Origin of the sequence: Pseudoalteromonas sp. APC 3694, assembly GCF_030407565.1 — a bacterium.
GTDB lineage: Bacteria > Pseudomonadota > Gammaproteobacteria > Enterobacterales > Alteromonadaceae > Pseudoalteromonas > Pseudoalteromonas tetraodonis.
Genome location: NZ_JASDDE010000009.1, coordinates 39,921 through 51,723, shown reverse-complemented (window position 1 = coordinate 51,723; position 11,803 = coordinate 39,921). Strand labels below are relative to the sequence as shown.

Annotated in this window: 13 protein-coding genes and 2 pseudogenes; 9 read left to right on the top strand and 6 right to left on the bottom strand. The window is 39.8% G+C overall.

Going from position 1 to position 11,803, the window contains the following annotated elements; translation table 11 throughout:
- The first annotated feature begins 65 nt into the window (after positions 1-65).
- Both QMA00_RS05290 and QMA00_RS05285 read left to right on the top strand, forming a co-directional pair.
- Positions 66-323: a hypothetical protein gene (locus QMA00_RS05290; RefSeq protein WP_290156301.1), complete on the top strand. Its 258-nt coding sequence runs from the start codon at positions 66-68 to the stop codon at positions 321-323.
- 236 nt (positions 324-559) lie between these two features.
- On the top strand, positions 560-835 hold the full coding sequence (locus QMA00_RS05285) for a hypothetical protein (RefSeq protein WP_290156298.1): 276 nt from the start codon (positions 560-562) through the stop codon (positions 833-835).
- A gap of 22 nt (positions 836-857) precedes the next feature.
- Here QMA00_RS05285 and QMA00_RS05280 read toward each other — a convergent pair whose 3' ends face one another.
- On the bottom strand, positions 858-1,382 hold the full coding sequence (locus tag QMA00_RS05280; protein ID WP_290156296.1) for a CIA30 family protein: 525 nt from the start codon (positions 1,380-1,382) through the stop codon (positions 858-860).
- Positions 1,383-1,529: 147 nt separating this feature from the next.
- Here QMA00_RS05280 and QMA00_RS05275 point away from each other — a divergent pair, with 147 nt between their 5' ends.
- From QMA00_RS05275 to QMA00_RS05255, 6 genes and pseudogenes are all read left to right on the top strand, one after another.
- Positions 1,530-2,105, top strand: a complete 576-nt coding sequence (locus QMA00_RS05275) for a hypothetical protein (protein WP_290156295.1) — start codon at positions 1,530-1,532, stop codon at positions 2,103-2,105.
- 3 nt (positions 2,106-2,108) lie between these two features.
- Positions 2,109-2,687 carry a hypothetical protein gene (locus QMA00_RS05270; protein WP_008467987.1) on the top strand — a complete coding sequence of 193 codons (579 nt, stop codon included), beginning with the start codon at positions 2,109-2,111 and terminating at the stop codon, positions 2,685-2,687.
- 82 nt (positions 2,688-2,769) lie between these two features.
- Positions 2,770-3,156 carry an FxLYD domain-containing protein gene (locus tag QMA00_RS05265; RefSeq protein ID WP_290156292.1) on the top strand — a complete coding sequence of 129 codons (387 nt, stop codon included), beginning with the start codon at positions 2,770-2,772 and terminating at the stop codon, positions 3,154-3,156.
- Between the two features lie 34 nt (positions 3,157-3,190).
- Positions 3,191-3,320, top strand: a pseudogene (locus QMA00_RS18930) (2OG-Fe(II) oxygenase); the annotation flags it as partial.
- 126 nt (positions 3,321-3,446) lie between these two features.
- Positions 3,447-4,413, top strand: a protein-coding gene (locus tag QMA00_RS05260; protein WP_290156333.1) for an IS630 family transposase whose coding sequence is annotated in 2 segments (ribosomal slippage) — positions 3,447-3,839 and positions 3,841-4,413 — 966 coding nt in all. Because the reading frame shifts where the segments join, the coding sequence is not laid out codon by codon here.
- 19 nt (positions 4,414-4,432) lie between these two features.
- Positions 4,433-4,651, top strand: a pseudogene (locus QMA00_RS05255) (2OG-Fe(II) oxygenase); the annotation flags it as partial.
- A 77-nt stretch (positions 4,652-4,728) separates the two neighbouring features.
- On the opposite strand, the gene lnt reads toward QMA00_RS05255, so the two are convergent.
- Genes lnt through miaB form a run of 5 tightly spaced genes read right to left on the bottom strand, consistent with a single transcriptional unit; the run spans position 4,729 to position 10,188 of the window.
- Positions 4,729-6,279 (bottom strand): apolipoprotein N-acyltransferase, encoded by a 1,551-nt coding sequence (gene lnt / locus QMA00_RS05250; protein ID WP_290156290.1) that lies wholly within the window; start codon positions 6,277-6,279, stop codon positions 4,729-4,731.
- Entirely contained in the window at positions 6,260-7,144 is an 885-nt protein-coding gene (gene corC, locus QMA00_RS05245; RefSeq protein ID WP_036982057.1) for a CNNM family magnesium/cobalt transport protein CorC, read from the bottom strand. The genes lnt and corC overlap by 20 nt, the downstream gene beginning before the upstream one ends.
- Positions 7,145-7,166: 22 nt before the next feature.
- The gene (gene ybeY, locus QMA00_RS05240; RefSeq protein ID WP_008115159.1) at positions 7,167-7,625 is read right to left on the bottom strand and encodes an rRNA maturation RNase YbeY; all 459 of its coding nucleotides are present in this window, start codon (positions 7,623-7,625) and stop codon (positions 7,167-7,169) included.
- Positions 7,626-7,629: 4 nt separating this feature from the next.
- A complete protein-coding gene (locus tag QMA00_RS05235) occupies positions 7,630-8,688 on the bottom strand; it encodes a PhoH family protein (RefSeq protein WP_069439957.1) in 1,059 nt (352 codons plus the stop codon).
- Positions 8,689-8,742: 54 nt separating this feature from the next.
- Positions 8,743-10,188 (bottom strand): tRNA (N6-isopentenyl adenosine(37)-C2)-methylthiotransferase MiaB, encoded by a 1,446-nt coding sequence (gene miaB / locus QMA00_RS05230; protein WP_069439958.1) that lies wholly within the window; start codon positions 10,186-10,188, stop codon positions 8,743-8,745.
- A 256-nt stretch (positions 10,189-10,444) separates the two neighbouring features.
- Between miaB and QMA00_RS05225 the strand changes: the two genes are divergently transcribed.
- Complete coding sequence (locus tag QMA00_RS05225) at positions 10,445-11,626, top strand: FAD-dependent oxidoreductase (RefSeq protein WP_138627458.1); 1,182 nt, start codon at positions 10,445-10,447, stop codon at positions 11,624-11,626.
- Positions 11,627-11,803: the final 177 nt, after the last annotated feature.

Sequence of the window (11,803 nt, the reverse complement as noted above, 5' to 3'; positions counted from 1 at the left end):
CTCAAGAGTTTAAAAATATCAGTCGGTACCTAAAATAGTTACAAATTTATTTTAGGGATAAAATAATGAAGATTTCAACCGCCTCAATTCAATATCAAGCATCTAATTATAACAATCAGGCTTTAGTAGAAACAGAGCGGCAACTTACAGGTGACGAATCACAAGAAGAACTTGACTATGTTTTATCAGAGTTTTTAGATGCGAAAGTTCAAAAATACAGCGAAGATAACGCAACATTTGCTGAGCAATATCAAAATTTAGAAAAGGCATATACCCAAGCCACCTCAAGATGCGAGTTTCAGTTGGAATTAAAAGTGATTTAGGCAAGGCATTGATTGCAAATAATAGTGGTTCTATTGTTAAAATAAATAACGCAGTATAAATCGCTTTTAAACCAACCCCTTGTGCGTTTCACATGCACTTACTCTCATCGTTGTTACTTCTTAAAAGGGACGGCCATTCTTGCAAAATAACGCCTTGATATTAAGCCCCTGTGAAGCGCTGAATTCTGTATCTTGAGGTGGCTTGGGTATAAATAGTCACCCAGCAAGTGGTTGCATTGCAAGAACAAGTAAATAAGCTTAAGCAGAGTACGGTACAACGCAGTTTAACCATTGATAATAGCCAATATGGGCCAGCTGAAGACGATAGTCGCTTAACTATGGATGCTGAGCATATGGGAGCTAAAAAGTATAAAACCGAGCAACAAGAAGAGATAAATAGATTGGAGCTGCAACTTAGTGAGGTAAAGTCTCAGCAGGCAGCAATAAAACAACAAATTATTGAGCTAGTAATCAACGAAATGAAAAGGCGAAGCGACGACTTCACTGTTTAACCTTTTAATGTACGCAGAGAAGTTAGTTTTTAAACTCAATTTTTTCTACCTCAAACCTAAATTCTCCCGCCTGCTTACCAGCAATCATAAAGCCAAGCTGCTTTATCTCTTTGAAGCTAATTGTAGGCTGTTGTTCAAGTAAACGGCCGCGATAAGTAAGCTGAAAATCCTCAGGTAAAAACTCAATATTAAGCCACTCGTTCTTTGTGGTACTAAACGAGCGGGTATAAGCCGCACCATCCATGTACTCATTGGTTCTTAAACGTAATTGATAGGTTTGACCATCGCCCTTAATACGTAGCATAATTTTAGTGATGTCTTGGCTTTGTACATCCAATAGCGTTCGAATAGAAGCAAACCCGCCATTGTTTGCAAGCGATACATTGCCTGTAAACACTAAATTGTCGTTTTCATACAAAACCTGACTATTAGAAATGCCACCCATCACCGAATCATTCACTACATACCAGCGAGCATTGGCGTTTGCCTCGGTAGTGGCAAACAGTAAGTTAAAAACAAAAAGTGATGAGAGTTGTTTGGCGGTCATGAGTAATTCCTTAAAACCATTATTAACAATAATACGTTTTGATGTAATAATTGTTCACATAATTATTTTAATACTGGGATAAGGCAATCCTTGATTAAAATACTGACCAAATTAAAGACGTCATAAAATATAAGGATATTAATTTATATGACAAAAAAGCCTGTGATTCTCGTTATCATAGCATTTATTGTTATGATGATCGCGCCTGTTGGCCTATATGAGTGGTACACTTCAATCGACCCCTCCTTTATCCCTAACCGTTTTTATGACTTTTTAAGTTTTTGGGTTTTAGGCTTTATTACTATTTCTTTAGAGTGTGCCTTTCTATTTCATTTAATAAAAACGCCAAATGCAAAAGAAGAGTTTAATACTCACTTTGATCAAGAAGGGGTTATCCTTAAATATTCAAGTATCATTATGATACCTATTTTGCTGTATGCATATCTTTGGGCTGTCATTTGTGCGCCGATTCAACTATGGGCGCATTATCATTTAGGCGATTATTGGTCTGAAGAATATACCTTAGTTGAGTCTGAAGCTTGTTATAGCGATTATGAGCCGAATTGCGTTCGTTTACTCTTTGAAGATACATCGACAAACAAACTGCACACCATCAGGTGGTATTTAGATAAGCATAAGCTTTTAAAACTTAAAAATACAAAAGTGAACTTAGTTGGTGAAAAAAGTTACTTTGGCTATGTTGTTACTGAAATACAGTGGTGATTTATGCAGTTTTATAAAAAAGAGGTACGACGGGGTTTTTTATTTCTTCTATTCGTGTTTGTTTTTACGATGCTAATTGGACTCTCTTTGGATTGGGATGAATTTTATGATCCTGCATTTATACCGAATGCGCGCTTCGCTTTTATAGAATTTAAGTTACTACCTATTTTAACAGTGTTAATTATCTATATACTGTTGAAAAAATACAGAAATAATAACGACGTTAAAAGCCAATTTTTTACAGGAAGTAAACTCGTTAAAGGGTTTCTTTTTCTAATGTACCCATGTTTAATTTATATGTCGTTATGGTCTTTAAGCATAGTACCTATAAAATATATGGCAGTGCATAGGTTGGGAGAAATTTGGTCAAAAGAATATTTATTAACAAGCATAGGAGTATGTCGTAGTGATTACGGCAATCAATGTATTAAGCTAAATTTATTAGACTTATCAACCAAGAAAAACTATTCCATACGTTGGTACTTAGATACTAAAGAGCTACAAACACTTAAAAACAAGAAAATAAATTTAGTTGGTGAAAAAAGTTATTTTGGCTATCTTGTTAACGAAATACAATGGTAAAAACTAAAGGGAATTAAATGGACAGTAATAATTTTAATGAGAGCATAAAGGGCTTTTTTGGGGAGTTGGGTTTGTAATAGCAATGCTTGGTGGTATTAGTGTGTTCGCCCTAACAATCGCCGCTGATGTTGACAGTGGATTCAAAACAATGGTTTCAAATAAAGCATTAGAAACCAGTGATGAATTTAATAATGACTATAAACTTACTTTTTCTGAAATATACAAAGAAAATGGTCAAGTAAGAATAGCGGCTGAATTAAAAAATATTACTGATGAGAGCATTTATACGGGAACCGTTATTGCTTCTACATTTGACGAAAGTGGCAAGTTTATTGGTAACTGTGTAGGCAAAAGCACAGACAACTTTCTAGAGCCTAACCAAATTAGCTATGTTGACATTAAATGTAATTTATTTAGATCACAAGCAAGTAAAGTTCACTCGACAAAGCTTAAAATTAAGTGGTTTTAGAGCATGTATTCGAGTTTTTTTAGAGTAATTATAGATGCCAAATAAGTTATTTAGTTGGGAGCGTGGGCGACAAAAGTCAGGCTACGACAAAATGCTACTCTGCCGTATTTTCGCTCCGTTTTAAGTTTGATGCCTACTTAATTAAATTCCCACAAGGGAGTGATACCTTTTTAATTAAATATCTGATCTAATAGAGGCTGTTTTCATAACCTGTATATTTAGCCTTGAATTTAGAAACATCAAAAAAACTTTTAGTCTTTTCAAGAAAAGAGACCAACGCCAGAAAGAGAATGCGTTTATTAGCGGTATCCTTGTTTTTTGAAGGTGTAAATAGAGCCGATATAGCTCGACGCTTAAACACAGCTAGAAGTAGTGTTAACAAATGGGTATCGAATTATTTGGCGTTTGGCTTAGCTGGATTAGATAACAAACCCATCTCAGGTCGTCCTGCTAAGTTGACTGCAAAACAACAATTAGAAGTTAAAGCTTTTATCTTGAAACAGGCAGAGTCTAGTGAAGGAGGCCGACTAACTGCTGCTGATATTCAAACCTATATTAGCACTCGTTTCAAAGTGAACTACCAAATAGGCAATGTTTATCGGTTACTACATAGTCTTAATCTAAGTTGGATAACAACTCGTTCAAAACATCCTAAGCAATCACAGGAAAGACAAGAGGCTTTTAAAAAAGTTCCGTTTGGAAACGATCCTTCACACCCCGTTTAATGTGATGCCTGAAGATATGGATATCTGGTTTCAGGATGAAGCTCGTTTCGGTCAGCAAAATCAAACAACACGAGTTTGGGCAGAGCGCGGCACTAGACCAAGAGCGGTAAAACAGCAACAATTTGAATATGGATACGTGTTTGGAGCCGTCTGTCCAAGTAATGGAAAAACAGAAGCGTTAATCACTCCATGCGTTAACAAAGAAGCAATGACATTGCATATGGAGCAAATATCTAAAGCAACTGAGTTTGGCAGGCACGCTGTCGTTATCATGGATGGTGCAGGTTGGCATACGTTCGATACAGTCCAGCCATTTGACAATGTCACTTTGATAAAACTACCGCCATATTCGCCAGAGCTGAACCCAATAGAGCAAGTATGGAGTTGGATGCGTCAGCATTGTTTATCCAACAGAGTATTTAAAGGCTATGACGATATTGTAGAGCAGGTGTCAAAAGCATGGAACACATTCATTTCTGTACCAGATAGGATCAAAAAAATGTGTTCTAGAGATTGGATAAAAGTGATTTAATCTTTAATGATATTGGTATGAAATAAAGCCGCATACTGATAAAGTGAGAACTGGTAAGCACTTTAGACTTAACATTGTGCTAAAACATGCGGAAGAAGGCGGTGAATTTATTTGTGAAAATCTGATAATAAATTACAGTCGTATTAAACTTTTTAGGCCTGATGTAGAACAGCACCAAGTATTAAAAATAAATAAAGGGACTCGTTATATTTTAAGCATAGGCTGGATTAAAAAATAGATTTGCGTAGCTTGGTCAGATACCAGAGCAACCTTTCTCTTACTGATAGCTGACCACTAATAGCTATCAGCTATAATTTACTTCCTAAACCTAATCCCAAAGCCAGCAACACCCAGTAGCAACACAAATCCCCATACAAACTTATTGCCGTATTGGCTGTATACGCTGTCTCCTTGTATGAGCTTTATATTGGCTTTAAGTGTTGTTGATTCAAACTGTGGCATAGTTTGGCGTGTTTGGCTTATGGGGTCGTATACACCACTTATGCCGTTGTTGGTAACACGCACTAATGGACGCTGTAGTTCTAGGGCGCGCATGCGGGCAATTTGCATATGCTGGTGGGGGCCGATTGAATCACCAAACCAAGCATCATTACTCACCGTAAATAATATGTCTGAGTCGCTTTTGTAGTTACCGCGCACTAAATCAGCAAAGACTATTTCGTAGCAAATAGCAGGCAGCAGGTTAAAGCCATTCGCACGTAAATTATCTTGTACTTTATCTCCGCGAGAGAACGATGACATAGGCAAATCAAATAACGGAGCTATGGGGCGTAGTATGTCTTCAAAGGGAACAAACTCTCCAATAGGCAATAACTGATGCTTTTGATAGCGGTTACTGTCTAAGTAACGGTAGTGGCCATGTTCATCATTTTGCTCTTTGTTACCGACCACAATCAGCGTATTGAAAATGGTTTTTGTATCGCGTTGGTAATCGACAATACCCGTTACTAGCGCGGTTTTATTAAATGAGGCGGCACTGTCTAAGCCTGCTAAATATGAATCGGCGAGGGCTTCTATTTCAGGCACTGCAGCTTCAGGCCACACAATTAAATCAGCATCCCAGTGACGGCGCGTCATATCTTGATACTTACTCATGGTGGTCCAAAACTCACTGGGGTCAAAGCGCAAGTGTTGTTTTATATTACCTTGTACAAGCAGCACAGAAAGGTCTTTATTGGAGTAATGGGGTGCCTTTGTAAAATGTGCACCTGCAAAAGCTAAAACAACCACAGCAGCGGTAACAACAGGCATTTTAAATTGTTTTTGCGTTAAGCTGTACAATGCAAAACCAATGGCAATACATAATAGCGTGAGTCCAAATTCACCAATAAAAGGAGCAAGGGCATTCAGTGGGCTATCTGTTTGTGTATAGCCAAAGCTTAACCAAGGAAAACCGGTTAATAGCTTGGCTCGCAAATATTCACTAATCGCAAAACAAGGGAGTAGTAGCGCTGCAAAACTTATAGAGCCGTTTGAAAAACGAGTGGTTGCCCATAGTGCCAACGCAGGAAATAATGAAAGGTAGCTGCACAGTAATACCATTAACGAAATGGAAGCGATAAGTGGCATACCACCAAAGGTGGCGATAGAAACATGTACCCAACTTATACCTGCACCAAACCAGCCCAGGCCAAATATAAAGCCATATTTAGCCGCGGTTTTAGCGTGTTTTTTTCCAGTGAGGTTTGCAGGGATACAATAAAATAATGCGACCAAGCTAAAAAATACAATTGGCCAAATACCAAAAGGCGCGTAGCTAAAAGTCAAAACAAGGCCCGCAACCAGTGCGAGCCATGCTTTTTTATCTTTTGCTAGTAGGGTGAGGCTAGTTAGCAGTTTCTTCACTGTCGTTATCATCAGCCTTAGGAATGGTGACTTGCAGTTGTAATATACGACGGTTATCAGAATTAGTTACTTTAAACTGAAACCCGTCTATATCAATAGTTTCGCCACGACTCGGCATATGGCCAAAGGCATGTAATACGATACCACCAATAGTATCGGCGTCTTGCGAGCTGTAACCTGATTTAAAATGCTCATTAAAGTCATCTACAGGGGTCAGTGCCTGCACAACGTAAACATGTTTAGCTAGTTGACGAATATCTTGTTGTTCTTCTTCTTCATCGTGCTCATCTTCGATTTCACCAACAATGATCTCAAGAATATCTTCAATAGTGACCAAACCAGATACGCCGCCGTATTCGTCTATCACGATTGCCATATGGTAGCGTTGCTGACGAAACTCGTTAAGCAGAGTATCAACCCGTTTACTTTCAGGCACCACCATAGCAGGACGTAAATAGTCACGTAGCGATGGTAAATGCTCATCTTTGTTTAAAATGAGAGGTAATAAGTCTTTTGCGAGTAAAATCCCTTCTACATGGTCTTTATCTTCACACACAACCGGAAAACGAGAGTGGGTAGAGTCAACCATCATAGGTATATGCTCTTCAAGCGGGCTATCAATTTCCAAGGTGACCATTTGTGAGCGCGGTATCATAATATCTCGCACTTTAAGCTCAGACACACCAAGCACACCTTCAATCATTTCTTTGGTTTCAGGATCGATTACATCCCGCTCTTGGGCATCGGCAATCACCTCAACCAGTTCTTCTCTATTCTGGGGTTCCCCTTGCAACATGTGGGTTATACGGCCCAGCCAAGTCCTGCCAGAAGAACCCTGGCTAGATTGCGAGTTATCGTCGCTCATTACGTCTAATTGCTCCGTTTATTTAAATATCGTCCCGGTATGGGTCTGCTATGTTTAGTTCAGCAAGTAATTGCTTTTCTATACTTTCCATCTCTAACGCATCTTCACTCTTTATATGGTCAAATCCAAGTAAATGCAAGCATCCATGAATAACCATATGGGCAAAGTGGTCATGAAATGACTTTTCTTGCTCTTGGGCCTCAGCCAAAACGATGGCTGGACAAATAATTAAGTCACCCACAAGTGGGATATCAATACCCGGTGGCGCTTCAAATTCAAACGATAATACGTTGGTAGGCTTATTTTTACCGCGGTAGTCATTATTGAGCTGTTGTGACTGTGCTTCATCGCTAATGACAATGGTCAGCTCAGACTCATCGCGGTATTGGCTAAGTACTTTATCGGCCCACATTGCAAACTGCTCAAGGCTGGGTAAGTTGTCAAACTCACACGCTATTTGTAAATCAAGTTCTGTTTTCACTGTATTACTCTTTAGTCGCAGGTTGCTCATGAGAGGCAAGCGCTTCTTTAGCTTGTTGTTTTTCTAATCGCTTAAGGCGCTCACGTTCGTCGTTGCGCTCATAGGCTTCAACGATACGTGCTACCACAGGGTGGCGTACTACATCATGCGATTTAAAAAAGTTAAAGCTAATTTCATCAACGCCATCTAACACATCAATAGCATGACGAAGGCCAGAGCGCGCTCCCCGAGGTAAATCAACTTGGGTTATGTCGCCGGTGATCACCGCTTTAGAATTAAAGCCAATACGGGTTAAGAACATTTTCATTTGCTCTGTGGTGGTATTTTGGCTTTCATCTAAAATAATAAACGCATCATTAAGTGTGCGTCCGCGCATATAAGCCAGTGGAGCAATTTCGATGATGTTTTTTTCAATCAGCTTTTCAACACGTTCAAAGCCAAGCATTTCAAATAAGGCATCGTAAAGTGGGCGTAAGTAAGGGTCTATTTTTTGGCTTAAATCACCGGGTAAAAAGCCAAGTTTTTCACCCGCTTCAACCGCAGGGCGAGTGAGCAATATACGACGTATTTCTTGGCGCTCTAGTGCATCAACTGCCGCCGCAACGGCAAGATAGGTTTTACCTGTACCCGCAGGGCCAATACCAAAGGTAATGTCGTGGTGCAAAATATTAGCAACATATGAGCCTTGGTTATCGTTACGCGGTTTAATCACGCCACGACGGGTTTTAATCATCATTTCTTTGCCGTAGGCGCTACTTGAGGTGTCTTGCTCAAGCGCTTTAGACTCAGTGATGGCTAAATGGACGTTGTCAGGCTCAATTTCGCCAATTTCCCCACGTACAGGCTGAGTATCAATATAAAGGTTTTTTAAGATCTCTACCGCGCCGGCGCTACTGTGTAGTTTACCGGTTACTTTAAAAAAGTTATCACGATGAATAATTTCAACACCTAGACGGCGTTCAATTTGTTTGATGTTTTCGTCAAACGGGCCACATAATGAAGAAAGGCGTTTGTTGTCGGCAGGTTCTAAATAAATCTCTAATGTTTTTAACTGATTACTCAAAATTACTTCCTATTACAGTGCGCCAGCGTTAACTGACGCAATGAATTTTTGCAACTAAGGTACGAAAGTAGCAACGCCAATTTCGTTAGCTGTCTCGGTTTTTTGCTCGCTCGCTGCTTTGGTTAAAATAGCAGAAGGGGCAATTTCGCGGCGTAAGTTCATTTCTGATTCTGTACGAATTAAATCGCCACGTAAAGAGTTTGGTAGTGCCTCGGTAATACGTACATCAACAAACTGACCGATCACTGTGTGTGGGCCAACAAAGTTAACTACACGGTTGTTTTCAGTTCGGCCACGTAGTTCCATCGGGTTCTTCTTAGAAGGACCTTCAACTAATATACGTTGTTCGGTATCAAACATTTGGCGGCTAATTTGCTGTGCCATTTGTGTAATACGGTTTTGTAATAAGTACAGGCGCTCTTTTTTCTCTTGCTCGGTTACGTCATCTGGCAAATCGGCCGCTGGCGTACCTGGGCGTGCACTGTAAATAAAGCTAAAGCTCATATCAAAACCAATATCGTTGATAAGGTTCATGGTCGCTTCAAAATCGGCCTTGCTTTCACCTGGGAAACCTATGATGAAATCTGACGACATGCTTAAGTTAGGGCGAATTTTACGTAGCTTACGAATAGTTGATTTGTACTCAAGTGCAGTATGGCCGCGTTTCATTAAGTTTAAAACACGATCTGAGCCACTTTGTACTGGAAGGTGTAAGTGATCAACCAGCTCAGGCACATCGGCATAAGCGTCAATAATGTCAGGCGTAAACTCAACGGGGTGTGAAGTGGTGTAACGAATACGGTCAATCCCGTCAATTGCGGCTACTAAACGGATAAGGTCTGAGAAATAGCAAATTTCACCATCGTGTGTATCACCACGGTACGCATTTACGTTTTGACCTAGTAAGTTAACTTCACGTACGCCTTGCTCGGCTAACTGTGCAACCTCTAATAACACGTCATCAACAGGGCGACTTACTTCTTCACCACGCGTGTAAGGTACAACACAGAAAGTACAGTATTTAGAACACCCTTCCATAATTGATACAAACGCAGTAGGACCTTCCGCTTTTGGCTCAGGAAGACGGTCAAATTTTTCAATCTCTGGGAATGAAATATCAACCACTGATGACCCTTTGTTACCTTGCACTTGTTTGATCATTTCAGGTAAACGGTGCAATGTTTGTGGGCCAAAAATAACATCGACAAACGGCGCGCGTTGACGAATTGAATCGCCTTCTTGCGATGCTACACAGCCGCCAACACCAATAATCAGGTCTGGTTTGTCATCTTTTAATAACTTCCAACGACCTAGTTGGTGAAATACTTTTTCTTGCGCTTTTTCACGAATTGAACAGGTGTTAAGTAATATAACATCAGCATCAGCAGCTTCTTCAGTTAGCTGATAGCCGTTGGTCGCATCTAGAAGATCAGCCATTTTCTGAGAGTCGTATTCGTTCATCTGACAACCCCAGGTTTTAATATGCAGCTTTTTGCTCATTGAAATATAGCCTCGTGTTCAATTCGATAGTGGCACAAACATGTGCTAGAAACAGGTATAAGTGGCGCAATTATTAAATTTTGCTCGACTTAAAGGACGCGTATTTTAGCTGGATACACGCTCAAAACCAAGTATAGATTTCATGTTTGTGATCTGAAATCAATATAGTATGGGTTTAATAAGAGAATTAAGCGAAGCGCTCACACAAAGCAAACTAATTACGATACAATCAAAGTAGAGTTAAGTCAGAAGTAAAATGATGAAAAACATGGCTAAAAGTAATGTAATTGTAGTAGGGGGCGGCATGGTTGGTGCCGCTATAGCTATTAAATTAGCGCAACAAGGCAAAGCAGTACGTGTTATTGAAAAACACCCAATAGATGCATCACTAGTGCTTAGCAGTGATGCAGTTGATATACGAGTATCAGCTATTAACCGCTTTTCGGAAAAACTGCTTGATCAGCTCGGTGCTATGCCATTGCTGCGCGAAAATAGACTCGCTCCCTATGAGCAATTAGAAGCTTTTGAGCGTGGTAACGATCATTTATTATTTGATTGCCATGCCATCAATACCACGCATTTAGGTCATTTAATCGAGAATAAGTTAATTCAAGCAAGCTTATGGCAGCAATTTGGGCAGCATAATATTGAAATGATTAATCCTTCATCGGCTTTAACTGCAATAGAGCAAAACCCCGATAGCATTACCTTACACTATAACGAACAAAGCTATACTGCTGATTTAGTGATTGCAGCCGATGGTGGGCAATCACAATTACGTAGCAAAGCCAATATTGGTATAACTGGGTGGCAATATCAGCAGCATTGTATGGGCGTGCTAATAAAGCTCGATGCACCGCAACAAGTTAAAACATGGCAGCAGTTTACACCTACAGGGCCCGTTGCGTTTTTACCTATGCAAGCACCTTATGCAAATTTAATTTGGTATGACGATGCAAATACCCTCAAAGCATTTAAAGCCCTACAACCTAGCGCATTAAAAGCTCATATTATTGAAAAGTTTCCAAAGCTCGCTGGTGATTTTGAAGTACAAAGCCATGCTATATTTCCTCTAGCAAGGCAGCATGCCAATAATTATTCACAAGGGCGACTCGTTTTAGTGGGTGATGCGGCGCACACCATTAATCCTCTGGCAGGACAGGGCGTTAATTTAGGCTTTCAAGATGTGGCTGCCTTAGCTGAAGTGTTGCGTACAGCTGATGATGTAGGTTGCCCGCTAATGCTTAAAGAGTACGAACGTAGTCGTCGTAACGCTAATTTATTAATGATGAGTATGATGGATGCTTGCTACTTTGGTTTCTCAAACCAAATAGCCCCATTAAAATGGGCGCGCAGCACATTTTTAAAGTTAGCTAATAATACAGGGCCGGTAAAAAACTGGGTATTAAAATACGCAATAAGTGGTGAGCTTAGTTAGTTGGTGAAAAGGCTCAAATTTGGGTCTTTTTTTATATCTGAAAAAATGTGGTATTGGATTATAAAAGTAAAAATATTAGTGGTTTTGAAGCTAGTGTGGGGGCAATCAAAGAAACATGCAAATTGGCTGGGATACCAGGATTTGAACCTGGGAATGCCAGGATCAAAACCTGGTGCC